Origin of the sequence: Hyphomicrobium sp. B1 (genome assembly GCF_049532635.1) — a bacterium.
Taxonomy (GTDB): domain Bacteria; phylum Pseudomonadota; class Alphaproteobacteria; order Rhizobiales; family Hyphomicrobiaceae; genus Hyphomicrobium_B.
Genome location: NZ_CP134871.1, coordinates 4,255,545 through 4,275,595, shown reverse-complemented (window position 1 = coordinate 4,275,595; position 20,051 = coordinate 4,255,545). Strand labels below are relative to the sequence as shown.

At 60.2% G+C, this 20,051-nt stretch carries 22 protein-coding genes; 11 read left to right on the top strand and 11 right to left on the bottom strand.

Going from position 1 to position 20,051, the window contains the following annotated elements:
• Positions 1–12: 12 nt before the first annotated feature.
• The 3 genes from RLW55_RS20445 (at position 13) to RLW55_RS20435 (ending at position 3,171) form a co-directional block, all read left to right on the top strand.
• Positions 13–1,329, top strand: a complete 1,317-nt coding sequence (locus RLW55_RS20445) for a cytochrome b (protein WP_409562460.1) — start codon at positions 13–15, stop codon at positions 1,327–1,329.
• Positions 1,330–1,339: 10 nt separating this feature from the next.
• Complete coding sequence (locus RLW55_RS20440; RefSeq protein WP_423415214.1) at positions 1,340–2,200, top strand: cytochrome c1; 861 nt, start codon at positions 1,340–1,342, stop codon at positions 2,198–2,200.
• Positions 2,201–2,298: 98 nt separating this feature from the next.
• Positions 2,299–3,171 carry an S-methyl-5'-thioadenosine phosphorylase gene (locus RLW55_RS20435; protein ID WP_409562462.1) on the top strand — a complete coding sequence of 291 codons (873 nt, stop codon included), beginning with the start codon at positions 2,299–2,301 and terminating at the stop codon, positions 3,169–3,171.
• 53 nt (positions 3,172–3,224) lie between these two features.
• On the opposite strand, the gene RLW55_RS20430 is transcribed toward RLW55_RS20435, so the two are convergent.
• On the bottom strand, positions 3,225–3,665 hold the full coding sequence (locus tag RLW55_RS20430; RefSeq protein WP_414461996.1) for a hypothetical protein: 441 nt from the start codon (positions 3,663–3,665) through the stop codon (positions 3,225–3,227).
• 126 nt (positions 3,666–3,791) lie between these two features.
• Here RLW55_RS20430 and RLW55_RS20425 point away from each other — a divergent pair, with 126 nt between their 5' ends.
• The 6 genes from RLW55_RS20425 (at position 3,792) to RLW55_RS20400 (ending at position 9,130) form a co-directional block, all read left to right on the top strand.
• Positions 3,792–4,331, top strand: coding sequence for an adenine phosphoribosyltransferase (locus RLW55_RS20425; RefSeq protein ID WP_414461997.1), 540 nt, complete (start codon positions 3,792–3,794; stop codon positions 4,329–4,331).
• Between the two features lie 233 nt (positions 4,332–4,564).
• On the top strand, positions 4,565–5,275 hold the full coding sequence (locus RLW55_RS20420) for an alpha/beta fold hydrolase (protein ID WP_423415213.1): 711 nt from the start codon (positions 4,565–4,567) through the stop codon (positions 5,273–5,275).
• Positions 5,265–6,365: an S-methyl-5-thioribose-1-phosphate isomerase gene (gene mtnA, locus RLW55_RS20415; RefSeq protein ID WP_423415212.1), complete on the top strand. Its 1,101-nt coding sequence runs from the start codon at positions 5,265–5,267 to the stop codon at positions 6,363–6,365. The genes RLW55_RS20420 and mtnA overlap by 11 nt, the downstream gene beginning before the upstream one ends.
• A gap of 4 nt (positions 6,366–6,369) precedes the next feature.
• On the top strand, positions 6,370–7,041 hold the full coding sequence (locus RLW55_RS20410) for an L-fuculose-phosphate aldolase (protein ID WP_423415211.1): 672 nt from the start codon (positions 6,370–6,372) through the stop codon (positions 7,039–7,041).
• Between the two features lie 133 nt (positions 7,042–7,174).
• Positions 7,175–8,683, top strand: coding sequence for a catalase (locus RLW55_RS20405; RefSeq protein ID WP_423415210.1), 1,509 nt, complete (start codon positions 7,175–7,177; stop codon positions 8,681–8,683).
• Positions 8,684–8,827: 144 nt separating this feature from the next.
• Complete coding sequence (locus tag RLW55_RS20400; protein ID WP_423415209.1) at positions 8,828–9,130, top strand: plasmid stabilization protein; 303 nt, start codon at positions 8,828–8,830, stop codon at positions 9,128–9,130.
• Positions 9,131–9,152: 22 nt separating this feature from the next.
• Here RLW55_RS20400 and RLW55_RS20395 read toward each other — a convergent pair whose 3' ends face one another.
• The 5 genes from RLW55_RS20395 to RLW55_RS20375 all read right to left on the bottom strand — a co-directional run bounded on the left by RLW55_RS20395 (position 9,153) and on the right by RLW55_RS20375 (position 12,975).
• Complete coding sequence (locus RLW55_RS20395; protein WP_409562469.1) at positions 9,153–9,392, bottom strand: DUF3297 family protein; 240 nt, start codon at positions 9,390–9,392, stop codon at positions 9,153–9,155.
• An 11-nt stretch (positions 9,393–9,403) separates the two neighbouring features.
• A complete protein-coding gene (gene ychF / locus RLW55_RS20390; protein ID WP_013946567.1) occupies positions 9,404–10,501 on the bottom strand; it encodes a redox-regulated ATPase YchF in 1,098 nt (365 codons plus the stop codon).
• Positions 10,502–10,594: 93 nt separating this feature from the next.
• Complete coding sequence (locus tag RLW55_RS20385) at positions 10,595–11,320, bottom strand: hypothetical protein (RefSeq protein ID WP_414462003.1); 726 nt, start codon at positions 11,318–11,320, stop codon at positions 10,595–10,597.
• A 38-nt stretch (positions 11,321–11,358) separates the two neighbouring features.
• Positions 11,359–12,099 (bottom strand): aminoacyl-tRNA hydrolase, encoded by a 741-nt coding sequence (gene pth, locus RLW55_RS20380; protein WP_423415208.1) that lies wholly within the window; start codon positions 12,097–12,099, stop codon positions 11,359–11,361.
• Between the two features lie 162 nt (positions 12,100–12,261).
• Positions 12,262–12,975 (bottom strand): 50S ribosomal protein L25/general stress protein Ctc, encoded by a 714-nt coding sequence (locus RLW55_RS20375; RefSeq protein WP_409562472.1) that lies wholly within the window; start codon positions 12,973–12,975, stop codon positions 12,262–12,264.
• 272 nt (positions 12,976–13,247) lie between these two features.
• Between RLW55_RS20375 and RLW55_RS20370 the strand changes: the two genes are divergently transcribed.
• Positions 13,248–13,670 carry a Fur family transcriptional regulator gene (locus tag RLW55_RS20370; protein WP_409562473.1) on the top strand — a complete coding sequence of 141 codons (423 nt, stop codon included), beginning with the start codon at positions 13,248–13,250 and terminating at the stop codon, positions 13,668–13,670.
• A 15-nt stretch (positions 13,671–13,685) separates the two neighbouring features.
• Here RLW55_RS20370 and RLW55_RS20365 read toward each other — a convergent pair whose 3' ends face one another.
• A complete protein-coding gene (locus RLW55_RS20365; RefSeq protein WP_423415207.1) occupies positions 13,686–14,366 on the bottom strand; it encodes a TetR/AcrR family transcriptional regulator in 681 nt (226 codons plus the stop codon).
• A 92-nt stretch (positions 14,367–14,458) separates the two neighbouring features.
• On the opposite strand from RLW55_RS20365, the gene RLW55_RS20360 reads away from it, so the two are divergent.
• Positions 14,459–15,595 (top strand): FAD-dependent oxidoreductase, encoded by a 1,137-nt coding sequence (locus tag RLW55_RS20360; protein WP_423415206.1) that lies wholly within the window; start codon positions 14,459–14,461, stop codon positions 15,593–15,595.
• Positions 15,596–15,806: 211 nt separating this feature from the next.
• On the opposite strand, the gene RLW55_RS20355 is transcribed toward RLW55_RS20360, so the two are convergent.
• The 4 genes from RLW55_RS20355 to pgeF all read right to left on the bottom strand — a co-directional run bounded on the left by RLW55_RS20355 (position 15,807) and on the right by pgeF (position 20,035).
• On the bottom strand, positions 15,807–16,742 hold the full coding sequence (locus RLW55_RS20355) for a hypothetical protein (protein ID WP_423415205.1): 936 nt from the start codon (positions 16,740–16,742) through the stop codon (positions 15,807–15,809).
• Between the two features lie 125 nt (positions 16,743–16,867).
• Positions 16,868–17,803, bottom strand: a complete 936-nt coding sequence (locus tag RLW55_RS20350) for a ribose-phosphate pyrophosphokinase (RefSeq protein ID WP_024275475.1) — start codon at positions 17,801–17,803, stop codon at positions 16,868–16,870.
• Positions 17,804–17,981: 178 nt separating this feature from the next.
• Positions 17,982–18,974, bottom strand: coding sequence for a hypothetical protein (locus RLW55_RS20345; RefSeq protein WP_409562477.1), 993 nt, complete (start codon positions 18,972–18,974; stop codon positions 17,982–17,984).
• Positions 18,975–19,249: 275 nt separating this feature from the next.
• Positions 19,250–20,035 (bottom strand): peptidoglycan editing factor PgeF, encoded by a 786-nt coding sequence (pgeF, locus tag RLW55_RS20340; protein ID WP_423415204.1) that lies wholly within the window; start codon positions 20,033–20,035, stop codon positions 19,250–19,252.
• Between the last annotated feature and the right edge of the window lie 16 nt (positions 20,036–20,051).

The following is a 20,051-nucleotide window of genomic DNA, read 5'->3' as shown; positions in this document are numbered from 1 at the left end:
GGGAGAGAGCATATGGGAGCCCGAACCTCGAATTACGTGGCCGAAACGCGGTGGGGCAAGTGGCTCGACGAGCGCCTACCGATCGGCCGCTTCGTGAACAACAGCTTTATCGACTATCCGACGCCGCGGAACCTCAATTACCTGTGGACCTTCGGCGGTATCCTGACGCTAATTCTCTTTGGGCAGATCGCGACGGGGGTCGTGCTGGCGATGCACTATCAGCCGAGCGCGACAGGTGCATTCAACTCCATTGAGCAGATCCGGCGCGACGTGAACTATGGCTGGATGCTGCGTAATTTCCATGCTGTCGGCGCATCGATGTTCTTTTTCGCCGTCTACATCCATATCTTCCGGGGCTTCTATTACGGCTCGTATAAGGCGCCGCGCGAAGTGCTGTGGATCCTTGGCGTGTTGATCATGCTGCTGATGATGGCGACGGCGTTCATGGGCTACACGCTGCCGTGGGGGCAGATGAGCTTCTGGGGCGTGACGGTCATCACCAACCTCTTTTCTGCGCTCGATACGATCGTCAATGGGCTCGGGACGGCGGTGGTCGAATGGCTGTGGGGCGGCTATGCAGTCTCGGGCGTGACGCTCAATCGTTTCTTCTCGCTGCACTACCTGTTGCCATTCGTGCTGGCGGGCGTCGTCGGGCTGCACATCTGGGCGTTGCACGTCGTCGGGCAGAACAATCCGACGGGCCTTGATCTCAAGGAGCCGACAGACTGCGTGCCGATGCACCCTTATGCAACGTCGAAGGATGCGGTCGGGATTTTCGCGTTCCTGCTGCTTTACGCGTGGTTCGTGTTTTTCGTGCCGGACTATCTGGGACACGCCGACAATTACATCGAAGCGAACCCGCTGGTGACGCCGCCGCATATCGTGCCGGAATGGTATTTCCTGCCGTTTTACGCAATCCTGCGCGCCTTCACGAGCTCGTTCCTCGGCATTCCGCTCGGGCAGTATGCAAAGCTTTGCGGCGTCGTAGCGATGTTCTCTGCCGTGATCATCATCGCGTTCGCGCCGTGGCTCGATACATCGCGTATCCGGTCGAATAAATACCGGCCGATCTTCAAGTGGTTCTTCTGGTTCTTCGTCTTCACGTGCGTGGCTCTTGGCTATCTTGGGTCGAAACCGGCGGAAGGCGTGTATGTGGTCGCCGCACAGATCTTCACTGTCTGCTATTTCTTGTTCTTCCTCGTTGCGATGCCGATCGTCGGCCTTATCGAGACGCCGCGAAGGCTGCCGCGCTCGATCACGGAATCGGTGCTCGGCAAGGGCGGCGCTGGGCTGCCGTCGGGTGCCGCTGCCGCACCTGAGACGCGGTGAGGAGCGACAGATGAAACAGCGCATCTCACTTTCATTTATCTTCGCGTTTTCGTTCGTGCTCGCGGTTACGAGCGCCTCTGCGGAGGAAGCGGGACATCCGGAGATCCATCGGCAGACGTGGTCGTTCTCGGGCTTCACCGGGCAATTCGATAAGGCGCAATTGCAGCGCGGCTTCCAGGTCTACAAGGACGTTTGTTCGAACTGTCACGGCCTTAAGTATCTGTCGTTCCGCAATCTCGTGCAGCCGGGCGGACCGGAATTTCCGGAAGCAGCCGTGAAGGAGCTGGCGAAGACGTGGCCGAACCAGATCACGGACGGTCCCAACGACGAAGGCAAAATGTTCGAGCGTCCGGCGCTGCTGTCTGATCCAATCCGTGGGCCGTATCATAATGATCAGGAAGCGCGGGCGGCGCAAAACGGCGCGTTGCCGCCTGATCTATCGCTTATCGCTCGGGCACGCGGCGTTGAGCGCAATCCGAGCTGGTGGATCCATCCATTCCTGATGCTTGGCGATATTGCCAAGGCCTATCAGGAAGGCGGCGCAGACTACATCTATGCGCTGATGCACGGTTATTCCGATCCGCCGGCAGACTTCAAACTGACGGACGGAAAATTCTACAACAAGATTTTCCCCGGTCATCAAATCAGCATGCCGCCGCCGCTTTCCGACGGTCTCGTCAGTTACCAGGACGGCACACCTGACACCGTCGATAACTACGCGAAAGACGTTGTCGCATTTCTGTCATGGGCCGCCGACCCCACGCTCGATACGCGCAAGCAGATCGGATGGCAGGTCATTTTGTATCTTATCGTCACCACTGGCTTGCTCTACCTGGGCAAGAGGCGGATCTGGGCCAGCATTAAGCACTGACCCTGAGCGCTTGTGACGATTTGCAAACTGGAAGGCTGCGCTTGCGTAGCCTTTTTTCTTTTGTATCGGCGGGTACATTGAAATGGAAAAGGTGGGTGATGACGGCATCGGTTCTGGGCATCGTTGGGGGCAGTGGGTTCTATCAGCTGCCGGGCCTTGCCAATCCGGAATGGAAGGTGATCGAGAGCCCGTGGGGCGCGCCTTCGGACGAAATTCTGTTTGCCGATATCGACGGATTGCCGATCCGCTTTCTGCCGCGGCACGGGCGCGGGCATAAGCTGTCGCCGACGGGCATCAATTACCGTGCGAACATCGATGCGTTAAAGCGTGCCGGCGTGACCGATCTCATTTCGGTTTCCGCGTGCGGATCATTGAAGAAGAAATACAAGCCGGGCGATTTCGTGCTTCCCGATCAGTTCATCGACCGGACGTTCGCGCGCGAGAAGTCGTTCTTCGGCAACGGTTGCGTTGCGCATGTTGCGATGGGCGATCCGATCAGTCCGCTGCTAACGAAGGCGCTCGAAAAGTCGGCGAAGGCCGAGAAGATCGAGGTGCACAAGGGCGGCACCTACCTCGCGATGGAAGGACCGCAATTTTCCACGCGCGCAGAAAGCAACCTTTACCGGTCTTGGGATTGCGATGTCATCGGCATGACGAACATGCCGGAAGCCAAGCTCGCGCGCGAAGCGGAGATTTGCTACGCGAGCGTCGCGATGGTGACGGATTACGATTGCTGGCACGACGATCATGAAGACGTCGATGTCGCGTCGATCATTGCTGTCATGCACGCGAATACAGAAAAGGCGCAGCGGCTCGTCGCGCATCTCGCGCGGGATTTTCCGCGCGAGCATCCGGCGTGTCCGATCGGCTCGGACAGGGCACTCGAAGTTGCGCTGATCACGCCCCCGGAAGCGCGCGATCCTGAGCTGTTGAAGAAGCTCGATGCCGTTGCGGGGCGGGTGTTGGGATAGCTCCTGATTGTCATCCTCGGGACTGTCCCGAGGGTGGCCCGGAGAGGCGTGCGTTAGTTCGGGAAGCTGATCAGGATCTTCATCTTGATGAGCCAGGGGAAGATCATTTCGAGTAGGGTGCCGAGCGTCCATAGTACGGTGCCGAGCAGGATGAGCGCGGGGATGCTGGCGATGACGGCTTTCAGAAAGAACAGCATCAGCTCGACGAAGGGCACGTCGATTTTACGGACCGACACCGGCGCGAGCGTTGCGGTCGCCGCAGCGGCATTGGGGTTGAAATCGGATGCTGCGTAGATCTGCGGCTGCGGCCGTGAACGATCGTCTGGGCCCATCGAGAGCGACGGCGCGGCCGCGCGTTCCTGCGCTGCACGTTCGCGTGCTTCCCGGGCGCGGGCTTCCTTTTCGCGTCTCAGCGTGCGCGGCAAGTCTTCCGTATCGTCGAGAAGCGGGTCGAAGTCGGGTCCTGCGATTGCGGAGGTGCCTGGAGATGCCATTACTCTTCCCTCAAGCAGGGCTGCCGCCAGTGCCGAATGTTTCAGCACGACAGCGTTGCTCAAAATCTACCTAGAACCCAGCGATATTGCTATTTTGCGCCGTCAATTTGACCGGAGTGGAGCACTGTGAAGAACCTGGACGCCCTCGAAGAGCTTATTCGTACGATCCCTGACTATCCAAAGCCCGGGATCATGTTTCGGGATATCACGACGCTTCTTTCCGACCCGAAAGGGCTTAAAAAAGCGATCAAAGGCATGGCGAAGCCATTCGAGGACAAGAAAATCGACGCGGTTGCCGGCATCGAGGCGCGCGGGTTCATTCTGGGTGGCGCGATTGCCGACCGCCTCGAATGTGGCTTCATTCCGATCCGGAAAAAAGGCAAGCTGCCTTGGAAGACGATCGGGCAGGAGTACACGCTTGAATACGGCGTGGACGTCATCGAAATTCATGAGGACGCTTTCGCGAGCGGATCGCGCGTGCTGATCGTCGACGACCTGATCGCGACGGGCGGCACGGCGGAAGCGGCGGTCAAGCTCGTCCAGCGTTCCGGCGGCAAGGTGGTTGGTGCAACCTTCATCGTCGATCTGCCGGACCTTGGCGGCATGAAGCGGCTCGATGATCTGGGCATCACCAGTCACGCGCTTGTCGCGTTCGAAGGCCACTAGGGAGCAAACGTGGACCTTCCAAGCGAACATCTGTCAGATGCGTTTGAGCGGATTGCCGCTTGGCGGGCCGATCCTTGGACGGTTCACACTTGCCCGGTCTGCCAAACGCCGGGGGTGCAAATAATCGACAGGTCGGTGCGGCCCTATTCGGAATGGTATGCGCTGACGTGCGCCGCTTGTGGGCTCGATGCTTCGCTGCACATTCCGTTGCCCGGTCCGGGTCACATGTGAGCATGGCGAACGGTCCGATCGAGATTGTCCTGTTGCCCGGTCTCGACGGGACAGGCGATCTGTTCGACCGTTTGGCAGCGCGGCTTGCTCCCGATCTCACCGTTACAATCGTACGCTATCCGCAGGATCCGTCGCTCGGGTACGCGGGCTACGCGGAAATCGTGCGCAACGTGATCGGCAAAAGACCGGTATTTCTTCTGGGAGAGTCGTTTTCGGGGCCGGTTGCCGTTCGTGTCGCTACGCAACTCGGGCGGCAGGTGCAGGGCGTCGTGCTGGCGGCAACGTTCGTGAAGAACCCGTGGCCCGGTTGCTTCATTCGTCGCGCGGCGCTCGTCGATCCCAGAACGACGCCGCCGCGTCTTCGCGATGCTGTCCTGATGGGACCTTTCGGCGATCCCGAACTTGTCAAAAAAGTCGAAGGAATTGTCGCGACGTTATCGCGCTCGGTACGCGCATCGCGGCTCAAGGCCATCGCGGAGGTAGACGTGCGGCGGGATTTCGACCAGCTCGTCTGTCCGATCCTGGTGCTGCATGGGCGCGGCGATTGGCTCGTCCGCAAGTCGCCCATTCAGCGTGCGGTTTGCGAACGCGGGCGCGCACGCATGGTCGTCATTCCCGGCGCCCATATGCTATTGCAAACGCGTTCCGCCGAGGCGGCGGCCGAGATCGTTAATTTCACTAAGTCAATCGCGGAGGCTCATCATGAAGCTTGACGGTGTGCCCTCGCGCACGATCTGGCTCGAACCGGACGGTTGGTCCATCGGTATTATCGATCAGACGCTTCTGCCGCATAAGATCGTGCGGCCGGTGCTCAAGACCGTGGAGGATGCGGCGCGCGCTATTAAAACGATGCAGGTTCGCGGCGCGCCGCTGATCGGCGTCACGGCGGCTTACGGCGTGGCGCTGGCTATGCGTGTCGATGCATCGGATGCGAGCCTAGACAATGCGGTTGCGTTCCTCGGCGCGCAGCGGCCGACGGCGGTCAATCTACGCTGGGCGCTGGAAGACCTGCGCACAACACTGGTGCCGCTGGCGCCGAGCATTCGCACGGTCGCCGCCTATGCGCGCGCGGCAGAACTGGCGGAGGACGATGTCGAGACGTGCCGGAACATCGGCGTCAACGGCCTCAAGTTGATTAAGGAGATCGCGATCCGCAAGGGCGGTGGTCCTGTCAACGTGCTGACACATTGCAATGCGGGCTGGCTCGCGTGCGTCGATTGGGGGACGGCGACGTCGCCCATCTATCAGGCGCACGATGCGGGCATTCCGGTGCATGTCTGGGTGGACGAGACGCGGCCGCGCAACCAGGGCGCGGCGCTGACGGCGTTCGAGCTTTTACAGCACGGCGTTCCGCACAGCCTCATCGCCGACAACGCTGGTGGGCATTTCATGCAGGCTGGCGACGTCGATCTCGTCATCGTCGGCACGGACCGGGTGACGGCGAACGGCGACGTTGCGAACAAGATCGGCACGTATCTGAAGGCGCTCGCGGCGCACGATACGCGGGTTCCGTTCTATGTGGCGCTACCGTTTTCGACGATCGACTGGCGCACCGAAAAAGGCAGCGACATTCCCATCGAGGAACGCAGCGAAGACGAAGTTCTGTATGTTCAGGGCAAGCTGCCCAATGGCGAGCTCGGGTCGGTTCTGATTACGGCAGAGGGGACGCATGCCCGTAATCCGGCCTTTGATGTGACACCTGCGAGGCTCGTGACGGGCTTCATCACGGAGCGGGGCATTTGTGCGGCGTCGCGAGAAGGGCTGCTGTCGCTCTATCCTGAAAAGACCAGCGCAGCAGCGTGATCTCATGAAGCAGCCAAGCGAAAAATCGTTGCGCAAAGAGGTCATCGCGACGGCTCTGGAGATGAGCCGTTCGGGACTTTCGCCAGGGCGTTCCGGTAATGTCTCGTGCCGGTTCGGCGGCGGCATGCTGATCACGCCGACGGGCAAGCGGTATGAAGATACCGAGCCTGACAACATCGTATTCGTCGCCGCAGACGGCAGCGTTCCAGATGGCCAACTGAAGCCGTCGAGCGAGTGGCAATTTCACCTTGCTGCGTATCACGCGCGCCCAGATCGGAATGCGCTCGTTCACACACACTCGTTGCATGCGACGGTGCTTGCGTGTGCGCATAAGGCTATTCCGGCCTTTCATTACATGGTGGCCGTTGCGGGCGGGAAGGACATCCCTTGCGTACCTTACGCCACGTTCGGAACGGATGAACTTGCTCGGCACGTCGCTACGGGGCTTCGAGAGCGCGACGCATGTTTAATGGCCAATCACGGCCAGATTGCTTGCGGAGCTTCGCTCGCGCACGCACTTGAGATGGCTCGAGAGGTGGAAGTTCTGGCCGAGCAGTATTACAAAGTACTCGTACTCAATGACGTACATCTGCTCGATGATGCTGAAATGCTCGAAATTGCCGAGCGCTTTAAAACCTATGGCAGGAATGCGGAGCTAAACCAGAAACGCCGATAGGAAGGACCAATCGCTCCTATAGAAGTTCTTACGCGATAAGATTGCCTTATAAGCTTTTCCTGAAGATTCGATTGGTGGATTAAGTTTTTCTGATCTTAGGTCTCTTTGGTTTCCTCCAGGAAGGACGATCACAATGACCGATACCACGAAGCTCACCACGACCGCGGGCGCCCCCGTTCCCGATAACCAGAATTCTCTCTCGGCGGGACCGCGCGGGCCGCTGTTGATGCAGGACTACCAGCTCATCGAGAAGCTCGCGCATCAGAACCGCGAGCGCATTCCTGAGCGCACAGTTCACGCCAAAGGCTGGGGCGCTTACGGAACGCTGACGATTACGGGCGACATTTCGAAGTACACGAAGGCGAAGGCGCTGCAGCCGGGCGCGAAGACCGACATGATCGCGCGCTTCTCCACCGTTGCAGGCGAGCTTGGCGCGGCGGATGCCGAGCGCGATGTTCGCGGCTTTGCACTCAAATTCTATACCAGTGAAGGCAACTGGGATCTCGTCGGCAACAACACGCCGGTGTTTTTCGTCCGCGATCCGATGAAGTTTCCCGATTTCATTCACACGCAGAAGCGGCATCCGAAAACCAACATGCGCTCGCCGACGGCGATGTGGGATTTCTGGTCGCTGTCGCCGGAGAGCCTGCACCAAGTGACGATCCTGATGTCGGATCGCGGTCTGCCGGTCGGCGTTCGCAACATGAACGGCTACGGTTCGCACACGTATTCATTCATCAACGCTAACAACGAGCGTTTCTGGGTGAAATTCCACTTCAAGACGCTGCAAGGCCATAAGCACTGGACGAACGGCGAAGCGAGCGAGATCGTCGGCCGGACGCGTGAATCGACGCAGGAAGATCTGTTCACGGCGATCGAGCGCGGTGAGTTCCCGAAGTGGAAGATGCAGGTTCAGGTGATGCCGGAAGCCGATGCAGACAAGCATTGGTATAATCCGTTCGACCTGACGAAGGTTTGGCCGCATGCGGACTATCCGCCGATCGACATCGGCGTATTCGAGCTCAACCGCAATCCTGAGAACTATTTCTCCGAGATCGAGCAAGCGGCATTCTCGCCGTCGAACATCGTGCCCGGCATTGGCTTTTCGCCCGACAAGATGCTGCAGGCGCGCATCTTCTCGTATGCGGATGCGCATCGCTATCGCCTCGGCACGCACTACGAGCATCTGCCCGTGAACGCCGCGCGCTGCCCCGTTCATAACTATCACAAGGACGGCCCGATGCGGTTCTTCGCACCGGAGACGGGGAACGTGGACGCCTATTACGAGCCGAACTCGTTTCATGGCGCCGAGCAGGACAAGTCCGTCGCCGAGCCGCCGCTCAAGATTTCGGGCGATGCCGATCGCTTCAATCATCGCGATGGCAACGACGATTACAGACAGGTGACGGCGCTGTTCAATCTCTTCAACAAAGAGCAGAAAGCGCGGCTGTTCTCGAACGTCGCTGAAGCGATGTGGGGCATTCCCGATTTCATCGCGGAGCGGCAGCTCGCCCACTTCAAGAAGGTGCATCCTGATTATGAAGCCGGGGTGCGCGCGGCGCTCGATCACATGACACGACAGAAAGCTTCCGAGACGGCGCAGCAGCGGAAGATGCCGCAAGGCGCAGAAGCTGCCGAGTGACCGCGCGGTTCGTTTCGACGATTAATGAAAAGGCCCTGCTCGTGCGGGGCCTTTTTGTTCGGCGGTTTGCTGCTGGTAGGACGCAACTTCCCGAGTGCCAGCGCGTTGCTCGAACGGCACTCAATGTATCGAGGAGGAGCCGTCATGCCGAGAGGCGATAAATCGAGCTATACGACCAAACAGAAACGCAAGGCCGAACACATCGAGGAAGGCTACGAGAAACGCGGCGTCGGCAAGTCGGAAGCCGAGCGGCGCGCGTGGGCGACCGTCAACAAAGAGAGCGGCGGCGGAAACAAGAGCGGCTCCGGTCGCGGGAAGAAAGACACGCACGTCGCGTCGAAGCGCAGTGGAAAGATCGGCGGCAAGGCGTCGGCGTCGCGACCGGCGGCGGCGCGCAGTGCGTCAGCGCGGAAAGCTGCAGCGACGAGAAAGCGGCGCGGAAGCTGATCGCGCCGCATTGGCGTCATCATTACGCCGTGCGGAAATACGGCTCGACCTTGCCTTTGAGCTTCAGCGTCATCGGGCGGCCTTTGCGGTCGCGCGCGTTCCCTGCCGCGACGCGGATCCAGCCTTCGCTGATGCAATATTCTTCAACGTTGGTTTTGTCGGTGCCGTTGAAGCGGATGCCGATGTCACGCTTTAGAAGCTCTTCGTTGAAGAACGGACTGGCGGGATCGTTGCAAAGGCGGTCGGGCAGTTCGTTGGACATGTTTGTTCGTCCTAGTTGGCGAAACGGAAGTGCATGACGTCGCCGTCCTGGACGACGTAGTCCTTGCCTTCGAGACGCATTTTTCCGGCTTCTTTAGCACCGGTTTCGCCGTTACCGGTCACATAATCGTCGAAGGCAATGGTTTCGGCGCGGATGAAGCCTTTTTCGAAGTCGGTATGGATGACGCCGGCCGCCTGCGGGGCCTTGGTGCCGCGCGTGATTGTCCAGGCGCGGGCTTCCTTCGGGCCGACGGTGAAGTAGGTCACGAGGTGGAGCAGGTCGTAGCCGGCGCGGATCAGGCGATTGAGGCCCGGTTCGTCGAGGCCCATCTCGCTAAGGAAGGCATCACGGTCTTCCGGCGCGAGGCCTGCGAATTCGCTTTCGATCTTGGCGGAGATGACGACGACAGCCGCGTTCTCGGCCTTCGCGCGCTCTTCGACCTGTTTCGAATAGGCGTTGCCGTTGGCCGCTGAGGCTTCCTCGACGTTGCAAACGTAGACGACCGGCTTCGATGTCAGAAGCTGCAGCGCACGGAAGGCAGGCATCTCTTCGGCGGTCATCTGCGCGAGGCGAGCGGGCTTGCCTTCACGCAGAAGCACCAGCGGCTTTTCCATGACGGCGTACTGCGCCTTGGCTTCCTTGTCGCCGGACTTTGCCTTCTTCTCGATTTGCGAGATGCGCTTTTCGAGGCTTTCGAGATCGGCGAGCATCAATTCCGTTTCGACGACGTCAGCGTCGGCGAGCGGGTCGATGCGGTTCTCGACGTGGGTGATGTCTTCGTCAACGAAGCAGCGCAGCACGTAGGCCACGGCATCGACTTCGCGAATGTGGGACAGGAACTTGTTGCCGAGGCCTTCGCCCTTCGAAGCGCCGCGGACGAGGCCGGCGATATCGACGAACGTCAGGCGCGTCGGAATGATTTCCTTGCTACCAGCAATGCCAGCGAGCGTGTCGAGGCGCTTATCGGGAACGGCAACCTCGCCGACGTTCGGTTCGATGGTGCAGAAGGGATAGTTGGCCGCCTCGGCCTGTGCCGTTTGCGTGAGCGCATTGAAGAGGGTTGACTTGCCGACGTTCGGCAAGCCGACGATGCCGCATTTGAAGCCCATGGTGGGGAAATATCCGTTTAGGTTGTGGTCCGTGGGTTAAGCGACCCAGGCCTTAATGTGAAGCCTTATCGGGCCAATGTGCGGCCGTATGGCTCACCGCTGGTACTTGGTAAAGGCGAATGTCGAGTAGCGCGAGGGTGCGGGAAGATTGCTCGTGCCGGACATGGCGTCTGCAAGCGCCTCCGAAATGTGCGTGCCCTGATCGACGCTGCGGACCGCGATGACGATGAACGGGCGCTGCCAACTCGTATCTATATCTTCGCAATCGGCGCACGGATCGATGTAGCGGCCGAGATTGAGCGTCCACATCGGGATGCGATTGCCGATGGCGCCGCGCACCCATTGTGCGGTGCGAACGGCGCGGAGACCACCGCGCTGCTCCTCGCGGGCGACGTCGCCTTCCTGGCTCGCAAGGCCGACGGCGATCAGACCGAGCGCGGTGCCCAGGCCCTGACGCAATTGCGGCGCGAGAACCTCGTCCTGGATCTCTTGCGGCGACAGGATGGTGTCGTCCTTCTCAAGTTCCGTCGTCGAGGCGCGGACCCAGCCGTAATTCTTCGTCAGCACAACGACGTCGAACACGGCGCGGCGCCCCTGGCGGTCGGTGCCTTCGATCGGGAAGACCAGCGTGCGATCATTCCAGCGGTGGGCGAAAATGCGCCGGACGCCGGTCTTGTCTTTATCGCGTGCGAAATAAGCGTCATTCAGCACGCTGCCGAAAACGCCGACGGTGAAAAGGAGAATGAGCGCGCCGATAGCCAGATCGAAAAGAGATCGCGATCCGGAGTCCGCGCGGCTCTCTTCCTGATACTCAGACATCGGCTCAACCCCACAACTCGCCAAACTTCGCGAGGATGCTAGGCGTCCTCGCCGCCGGATTTTCGCGCGCTCAGCCATTTTTTCAAGTTGTCGGCGAGGGCGGACTGGCGTTTGGACGCGCGTTCACCGGCAGGGTGTGGCCGCGATGCCTTCGGCGGGCGCGGCGACTCTTGTGGCGCGCGCTCAGCCTTGGGCGCAGGCGTTTCGTGATCTTCCTGCGTCGTGCGGGCGACGTCACTCAGGAAGCGGTCGTCTTCGCCTTTGGCGAGATAGGGGGCGGCGTCGGAGATGGCATCAAGCAGCGCATTGAGCCATTCGCGCTCCGATTTCGCGAAGTCGTTCAAAACATAATAGACGACGGCATCTTTTGAGCCGGGATGACCGATGCCGAGGCGCACGCGCTTGTACTCGTTTTCAATGTGCGCGGTGATCGAGCGCAAGCCATTGTGACCGGCGTTGCCGCCGCCCGTTTTCAGTTTCACCTTGCCGGGGACAAGGTCCAACTCGTCGTGAAAGACGTAAATGTCCGACATTGGAATTTTTAGAAAACGCTGGGCTTCGCCGACAGAGCGGCCGCTCTCGTTCATGTAGGTTTCGGGTTTCAGCAGCGCCACGCGCTCGCCGCCGATCGAGCCTTCCGAGATGAGGCCCTGAAATTTCTTGCGCCAGGGCGCGAAGCTGTGGCGTTCCGCGATGCGGTCGAGCGCCATGAAGCCGATGTTGTGACGGTTGGCGCGATATTTATCGCCCGGATTGCCAAGACCGACGAAGAGCTTCATTTCAACTGTGCCTTCCGACCGAGCCTTTTCGTTGCGCCTTCCGACTCCCCTCCGGGGAGCCGGCCGGAAGGCGCGGGACATTGTCGGGAAGCCGGCACTGAGTTTATCACGCGGTAAAAGAGAGACCGGCGCAATCGGCAGATCGCGCCGGTATATAACGTCTTACTTCTTCGCGGCGGGCTTGGCGGCCGGAGCGGCCTTACCTGCAGCAGCCGGGGCTGCCTTGCCAGCGGCGGCCGGAGCAGCCTTGGCGCCAGCGGCGGGAGCGGCAGCGGCATCTGCGGTCGTGCTTGCAGCTTCGTCGTCACCCTTCAGAGCGCCGGCGATCGTCGCAATCGTGAAGTCGCGATTCTTGATGACGGGCGAAACGCCTTCCGGCATCTCGACGGCCGAGATGTGGATCGAACGGCCGATCTCCATGCCTTCGAGATTGATCTCGAACGCGCGGGGGATCTTGTCATAAGGGCAGAACACTTCGACGTCGTGGCGGACGATATTGAGAACGCCACCGCGCTTCAGACCCGGCGACAACGTTTCGTTCGTGAAGTGCACGGGGATCGAGACGCGGATCACGCCATCCTTGCCGACGCGCTGGAAGTCGACGTGAAGGGGCGTGTCGCGGACAGGGTCGACCTGGACGTCGCGGGCGAGCACGATGTGCTTCGTGCCTTCGACGTCGATCTCGATAGCCGTCGAGGTGAAGTGGCCGCGCAGGACCTGCTTCCACAGCTCGTTGTATTCGAGATTGATCGTTTCCGGGGTTTCGTGGTTGCCGTAAATGACGGCGGGCACATTTCCATTGCGGCGTGCTTGGCGTGCGGCCCCCTTGCCGGCACGCGGGCGCGCCGTAGCCTTGAGCGTAATGAGCTCAGCCATGGCATCGTCTCCGAGTGTTAAAGGCTCTTCTGCCTATCAGAAGAGCCAAAAAGCCGCTTGCCGGCCTCCAAGGGTGCCGGGCGGCGTCTCAGGAAAATCTTCTTGAGATGGCGGGTATATACCTGGGGTTGCCGCCGCGCGCAACGGTCGGAAACGGCCCCTAATAGGCGCACAATACTTGGGTCGGACTGGAAAGTTGCTGAGAAAATCAGCATATTAAGAGGTGATTTACTGGAAACCCTGCGTTGTGACCTGCAATTGTGGGTGTGGAGATGCCCGAAGTGATAACGAAGAAGACGACCAAACGCCGAAGCGCGGCCGATCAGGACAAGATCATTGTCGAAGCGCTGAGGGGCGTCGGGCGGCCCGTGAGCGCCTACGAGCTTATCGAACAGGTGCGCGCGAAGGGTGTCAGCGCGCCACCAACGGTCTATCGGGCTCTACAACGTTTAATCGACGATGGCTTGGCGCATCGGCTTGAAAGCCTCAACGCTTTCGTCGCTTGCGATCATCCTCATCACGTCGGAAAGGCTGTCTTCGCGATCTGCGATTCCTGCGGCACGGTGAAGGAATTCGATAGTCCGACCGCTGTGAAGAGCCTGCAGACCTGGGCCGGCAAAAACGACTTCAACATCCGTTCGATGACGATGGAAATTCGCGGACGCTGCGGGGACTGCGTAACGGGCCACGATTGACGTGTGATCTCCGTCTCAGCGCTGTTTCCGCGAGCAAATGCCTTTCAGGATGAGATCAATGCCGGCGAGGAAATCGGTCCGGTCGTCATGAGTGCGCAACCGCCCCGCTAGGCTGCGTGTAAATGGGAAATCGTCCGGGTCGAGCTTCAACCACTCCGCTGCGACTGCATTCAGAAATTCGGATCTATCAAGGTTATGCGTACGGGCGAATTGCCCATTGGCCGCGTTCTGCCCCGCAACGCCGAGAATGTAGCTTACCAACGCTGATGCTGCGTCCCACTGTACTTCCGCCGGAATGCGGAGAGCGCGAAGCTGCTGGCCCAGGCGCTCGAGAATGCGGACCATCGGCGGCCGCCCCGGCGCTCGCGAGAGTGCCGACCCCACCCATGGATGCGCGTCGATTGCGTGGAATATGCCGAGAGCAAGCGTGCGGATCGCAGCCTCGGGCGTGGCTTCGGCTACGGGAGCATTTGTTGAGCGCGAGATGATGGCGTCGGCCGCCGCGGTGAGCAGCTCATTCTTGCTTTCTATGTGCCAGTAGATCGCTCCAGGGCCGGTGGCGAGCCGTTCCGACAACGCCCGGAACGTCAGCCCGCTCTCTCCGCTCTCGTCCAAGAGCGCGATCGACGCATCGATGATGCGGTCCCGCGAGAGCGATTCTTCACGTCGTTTGCTGCTGTGAGCTTTTTTGGCCATGACCTTATCTTGACATTAATGGAACGACGTTCCAAGTATGGAACGACGTTCCATTTGCTGTTGTGACGGAGGATTTGTGGGGGGGAGCAGAGATGCACATTCCGATCGCGATTGTCGGTGCCGGCCTTGGGGGGCTGACACTTGCGCGTGTTCTGCATCTTCACGGTATCGCGGCGACGATCTTTGAAGCGGAAGCCTCTGCGGATGCGCGTCCTCAAGGCGGCTTGCTCGATATCCACACGTACAATGGTCAGCTCGCGCTCAAGGCCGCAGGGCTCTTCGAGGAGTTTCGCAAAATCATCCTTCCCGGCGCCGAGGCGCAGCGGGTCCTCGACAAACACGGCAACGTGCTGCTCGACGAGACCGACAAGGGTAACGGCGGCCGGCCAGAGGTCCCTCGCGGAGAGCTTCGTCGGATTTTGCTCGAGTCACTGCCCGCCGGCACGATCCGCTGGGGGCATAAGGTTACTGCGGTGTCTGCGCTCGGCGGCGGGCTGCACTTGGTGACCTTTAGCGATGGCTCGACGGTGACGACCGATGTCCTGGTGGGGGCGGACGGTGCCTGGTCGAGAGTGCGCCCGCTTCTTTCCAAAGCCACACCGGCCTATGTCGGCACGTCGTTCATCGAGACGTACCTGTTCGATATCGACAACCGGTACAAGGCGAGTGCGGAGGCGATCGGCGGATGCACGCTGATGGCAATTGCTCCCGGCAAAGGTATCCTGGGGCATCGAGAGGCCGATGGCACGATGCATACTTATGTCGCGTTGAACAAGCCGGAGGACTGGATTGCGCGCATCGATTTTTCCAACCGTACGGACGCGTTGGCTATTATCGCCAAAGAATTTGACGGATGGGCGCCGGAGCTGACGGCGCTCATTACAGAAAGTGAGACCGCCCCAATTCCTCGCGCCATCTATGCGCTCCCGATCGAGCACAGGTGGGACCGAATTCCCGGCGTGACGCTGGTCGGTGATGCGGCGCATCTGATGTCACCCTTCGCAGGCGAAGGGGCCAACCTCGCGATGTACGACGGGTCTGAACTCGGCAAGGCGATCGCGGACCATCCTGGCGACGTTGAAACCGCACTCATCGCGTATGAAAAAGATCTCTTTTCCCGCAGCGCCGCTGCTGCTGCGGAAGCAGACCGGAACCTCAAGCTGTTCTTCAACGACAGGGCGCCTCAAAGCGCGGTCGAGCTGTTCACCAATTATCAGGCCGTCACGTAGCTTTTGCGCGTGTTAGAAGTTCACGCTTGTCGGGACGCGAAATTCTGGTGATCGAAAATCCGTGGTACGGGCAATGGATGGGTCGCTGGCGCGGCGCCGTGGGTTTCGTCCCACGATCGCAACAGTGTAGTACACTTGTCGAGAAAGCGCGCTTTGAACACCACGGTAGGTTATTTTCCGCAAAGAATGGATTGCGTGACGTGGGCTTTCGTCAAAAATCGATATCGAGACTGAGTTTCAGTGTGGTTGCAGGCGTCGCACTATTCAAACCGAACAGCGCGCCGAAGCCGACTGTCGTTTCGACTTTTCGTTCGTCTTCAGCGTCATCTTTCTTTGAGAGCGTGTCGTCATCATTGTCGTCGCCGAACGTCCAGTAGGCGATAGGACCGAGACGATACTGATTGAACGTTCCGAAGATTTGCTGCGACTCGTTCGTGTTGCCGCCGCTGATGCCTTCGATGCCGCCATAGGATTCAACGGCAAGAGCGAGCTGCTTGGATGTGCGATACATGATCCGGGCGGCGTAGCCGAAATCGAGCTTGCCCTGATTTTCGAAGCCACCGCCGAAGTATTGAATGGCGGTCGGATTGATGTTTGCGCTCCAACGTCCGGATTGCCATTCGATGATCGGACCAATCGTCAGCGTCGAAGCTTCGTCTTCGTGTGCGGATTGATCCCATTCGACGAGAAAGCCGGCGCCGATGCCGTCGCCTTTGCGTTTGATGACGGTCCAGATGGTTTCGGCGCCGTAGCTGTCGAATTCGAGCGGTCCCATCCGGTCGGCTTCGTTAAAGGTCTTGGGATCGTCCAGGCGCTGCTGCTCGAACTCGACGCCAAGGCGAAGTTTGACGAAGGTCGTGAGGCCCATCTCAACTTCCAGGCCTTCGCGTTGGCGTGTCACCGTATTGTCGTCGGCAATGATGCCGCCCGCGCCATTGGAAACAACGCCGCGTCTCGGATTGCCAGATGAGAAGTCATTCTGGCTTTCGATCTCGATCGCGCCAGGTTCGGTGTCGAGGTCTTTGATTTCGAACTGGTCGAGTGACGGTCCCGCCATTGCCGCCTGTGAGAACGCGAGCATCGAGATGCCCATGAGCAAGGCAACAACGCAGCCTGCCGCTCGCGTGTGAAACGGGATTTGCCCCACGCCTCCCCCTCGGGAATTTGCTTCCCGTTATTGTTCTCAAATTTCCTTATGGCATGGGGAGTTTTTCCCGAACAGTGCGAAACAGCACCGCTAGGGATCGGAAAATCCGGCTTCTGGAAAGTGTATCAGTAGAAGAGGCTTGAGACGCTTTCTTCGCGGCTCGTGCGGAGGATCGCTTCGCCGATGAGTGGCGCGATCGACATGACGCGGATGTTGCGCGCGGCCTTAACGGCTTCGGTCGGCAGGATCGAGTCCGTGATGACGAGCGATTTCAGGCGCGAGTTCTGGATGCGACTGACGGCGCCGCCAGACAGCACAGCGTGCGAAATGTAGGCAGAGACTTCCGTCGCGCCGTTTTTCAGCAGGGCCTCAGCGGCGTTGACGAGTGTACCGCCGGAATCGACGATATCGTCGATCAGAATGCAGCGTTTACCGTCGACGTCACCGATGACGTTCATCACTTCGCTTTCGCCTGGACGTTCGCGCCGCTTATCGCAAATGGCGATTGGCGCGGTGATACGCTTGGCGAGCGCTCGGGCACGGACGACGCCGCCGACGTCGGGCGACACGACGACGATGTCGTCCGTGTTGCCATAGTGCTCTTCGATGTCGCGCGTCATGACCGGCGCGGCGAAGAGGTTATCGGTCGGGATGTCGAAGAAGCCCTGGATCTGGCCGGCATGGAGATCGAGCGTCAGAACGCGGTCGGCGCCGGCGCGCTCGATCAGGTTGGCGACGAGCTTGGCAGAAATGGGCGTCCGCGGACCCGGCTTGCGGTCCTGCCGGGCGTAACCGAAGTACGGGATGACGGCTGTGATGCGGCGCGCAGACGAGCGCTTCAACGCATCGAGCAGGATCAGCAGCTCCATCATGTTGTCGTTGGCGGGGAACGACGTCGACTGAATGACGAATACGTCCTGTCCGCGGACGTTCTCCTGGATCTCGACGAAGATCTCCATATCGGCGAAGCGCTTCACCTGGCCTTTGGCCATCGGCAGCTTCAGATAGGTGCAGATCGCCTCGGCGAGGGGGCGATTGCTGTTTCCCGCGATGATTTTCACGCCCAGCTTCCCTCGGCCGTCATTGTTCCGGGCGTCACCCTTGGAATCGAAAGGCATTTGCGCTCCAGAAACCTCTTCATTTGCGGGCTTGTAGCAATTGGGCCCGGACGATTCAACCGTCCGGGCCCAAGCTGTTGTCACAGTGTTGCCGATCGAGGTTAACCTGACCGGCTACTGATTATTCGACGCTCTTTGGCGGTAAGAGCTTGATAATGCCTTGCGCGGCAGCAGCGGCTGCGGCGTCCGCGGTCTGCCCCCAGGAACCGTCAAGCGAGCCGGTTGGGATCTCGTTCTTCTGCGACACAGTGCCGAGCTTCTTGCCGCTCGGGTCGATCACGTTCCAGTCGATCTGGATCGGCTGCTTGCCGTCTTTGCTGGTGCCCATGGCGACCTTGCCGACAACTTTGTAGGCTTGGGAGTCGGGCGTGGTCGCCAGCTTCAGGCCGCTCTTCGACAATTCGCGCTGAATTGCGGTGGTGAGCGTGGTGCTGCCATCGCCGGGCGCTCCCGTCACCAGCGGCACGACGGCTGTGACAGGACCCGAGTGGGTGATGCTGCCGGTCGTCGGCGAAGCCGGGCTCGATGCAGCCGAGGCGTACGTCGTCGGCCGCGGCGGGCTCGACGGAGCGTTGGTCGACTGCGTGTTGATGTTCGAAGCCATCGGAACACCGCCGCCGCTCGCGATCCAGCTAGCGATCTGTTTCGAGGTCTTGCCGGAGATCCGTTCTACCACGGCCGGCGTCACGGCTGACCAGGGGTCTTTCCCGGCGCTTGCGATGACTTCCTCACCCGTAACGCGATGGACGCGCTTGCCGCTCTGGTCGGTCACGTCCCAGATGTAGGAGATCTTCGCTTTCGATTTTTCGCGAGCAGCTACGATGTAGCCGCGGACGACATATTCGCCAGTCGCATTGTTTGAGGTGCCGACGCTCAGGCCCTCTCGGCCGATGGCAGACGCAAGCTGCGACTGCAATTCATGAGCGACGTTTTCGGGCGATCCGATAACCGGCGCGATCTGGAATTTGGCGTTCTGTGTAACGGGTCCCGATGGTGACGCGCCTGTCGGGAGAGCGATCGAGTTTTGTGCCGAGGGCGTTCCGCCGCCCATGCCGCCCAGGAGGTTTGATGATGAGCCACAGCCGCCCAGGCCTGCCGTTACCAGCGAAGCCAAAAGTATTGACCCGATCGTCCAAAGACGTGTTCGGCGCTCGCGTACCCGAGCAGAGCAAAAGGTCGCCACTCGACGTCCCCCCTTATCCAACCGCGACTTCCCCGGCGGCCGGAACACATTACCTCCGCGGCCTGAACTCCTGTGATTACTACCGGAACCGACCCTTATCCCTGTAGATCAGCCCTGAACGACCCGTCCAGACGGGAGTTCGGCGAAACTGTTATCGACCGGTGTAAACGTTGGCGTCGGCTCGGACTTCCCTGTGGATTATGCCGTTACGCCACGACGATGGCGGAGATTTGACGGCCATAGTCCACTTCCCCGAGGAGAGTTTTACGCCTGTAGCTGAAGAAAAGCGATTCGTTCTTGCAGGTGCAGAGCGCCAGATCCTCGATGCTGCCGACGCCGGCTGCCTGCAATCGCATTGTCACAAAGGCCGGTAGATCGAAATGCGGACGCGCGTTCGGGTTCGCGCGCGTGAAATACGTGCTGAACGCTGGATCACGCTCAAGGAAGGTCGCCTCGAACTCAGGGCCGACCTCGTAGGCTGACTGACTGATGCAGGGGCCAACGGCCGCAGTGATCCGTTCGCGTTTGGCGCCGAGACGTTCCATTTCCGCGACGGCGCTGCCGACAACATCGTTAATGGCGCCACGCCAGCCGGCGTGAGCAGCAGCGATGACGCCGGCCTCTGCGTCGGCCATCAGGACCGGAGCGCAATCCGCTGTCAGAACGCCAATGACAAGTCCGGGCGTGTTGGAGACGACGGCGTCGGCGTGGGGGAGGGCCGCGCGGTTTGGCGCTTTGGTCACGTGCAGCGCCATCGTGCCGTGCTCCTGATAGAGCGTGACGACACCGCCGCCGAGTTTTTCGTCGCCGCCGAGGAAACGGCCGATCCGGTTGCGGTTCTCGGCGACGAGGTTCTGATCGTCGCTTGAGCCCCAGCCACAGTTGAGGCTGGCGTAGAGACCCGTCGAGACGCCGCCTTCGCGGGTGAAGAAGCCGTGGCGGATGCCGTTCCAGCTGGAGAGATTTCGGGCTTCGATGGGTTTCAAGGACATCGGGCGCGCTTTCCCT

Excerpts from the sequence above, each read along its gene's own strand:
- RLW55_RS20445 (WP_409562460.1), top strand. The coding sequence starts at position 13 with ATGGGAGCCCGAACCTCGAATTACGTGGCCGAAACGCGGTGGGGCAAG.
- RLW55_RS20440 (WP_423415214.1), top strand. The coding sequence starts at position 1,340 with ATGAAACAGCGCATCTCACTTTCATTTATCTTCGCGTTTTCGTTCGTG.
- RLW55_RS20435 (WP_409562462.1), top strand. The coding sequence starts at position 2,299 with ATGACGGCATCGGTTCTGGGCATCGTTGGGGGCAGTGGGTTCTATCAG.
- RLW55_RS20430 (WP_414461996.1), bottom strand. The coding sequence starts at position 3,665 with ATGGCATCTCCAGGCACCTCCGCAATCGCAGGACCCGACTTCGACCCG.
- RLW55_RS20420 (WP_423415213.1), top strand. The coding sequence starts at position 4,565 with ATGGCGAACGGTCCGATCGAGATTGTCCTGTTGCCCGGTCTCGACGGG.
- mtnA (WP_423415212.1), top strand. The coding sequence starts at position 5,265 with ATGAAGCTTGACGGTGTGCCCTCGCGCACGATCTGGCTCGAACCGGAC.
- RLW55_RS20410 (WP_423415211.1), top strand. The coding sequence starts at position 6,370 with ATGAAGCAGCCAAGCGAAAAATCGTTGCGCAAAGAGGTCATCGCGACG.
- RLW55_RS20405 (WP_423415210.1), top strand. The coding sequence starts at position 7,175 with ATGACCGATACCACGAAGCTCACCACGACCGCGGGCGCCCCCGTTCCC.
- RLW55_RS20400 (WP_423415209.1), top strand. The coding sequence starts at position 8,828 with ATGCCGAGAGGCGATAAATCGAGCTATACGACCAAACAGAAACGCAAG.
- RLW55_RS20395 (WP_409562469.1), bottom strand. The coding sequence starts at position 9,392 with ATGTCCAACGAACTGCCCGACCGCCTTTGCAACGATCCCGCCAGTCCG.
- ychF (WP_013946567.1), bottom strand. The coding sequence starts at position 10,501 with ATGGGCTTCAAATGCGGCATCGTCGGCTTGCCGAACGTCGGCAAGTCA.
- RLW55_RS20385 (WP_414462003.1), bottom strand. The coding sequence starts at position 11,320 with ATGTCTGAGTATCAGGAAGAGAGCCGCGCGGACTCCGGATCGCGATCT.
- pth (WP_423415208.1), bottom strand. The coding sequence starts at position 12,099 with ATGAAGCTCTTCGTCGGTCTTGGCAATCCGGGCGATAAATATCGCGCC.
- RLW55_RS20375 (WP_409562472.1), bottom strand. The coding sequence starts at position 12,975 with ATGGCTGAGCTCATTACGCTCAAGGCTACGGCGCGCCCGCGTGCCGGC.
- RLW55_RS20370 (WP_409562473.1), top strand. The coding sequence starts at position 13,248 with ATGCCCGAAGTGATAACGAAGAAGACGACCAAACGCCGAAGCGCGGCC.
- RLW55_RS20365 (WP_423415207.1), bottom strand. The coding sequence starts at position 14,366 with ATGGCCAAAAAAGCTCACAGCAGCAAACGACGTGAAGAATCGCTCTCG.
- RLW55_RS20360 (WP_423415206.1), top strand. The coding sequence starts at position 14,459 with ATGCACATTCCGATCGCGATTGTCGGTGCCGGCCTTGGGGGGCTGACA.
- pgeF (WP_423415204.1), bottom strand. The coding sequence starts at position 20,035 with ATGTCCTTGAAACCCATCGAAGCCCGAAATCTCTCCAGCTGGAACGGC.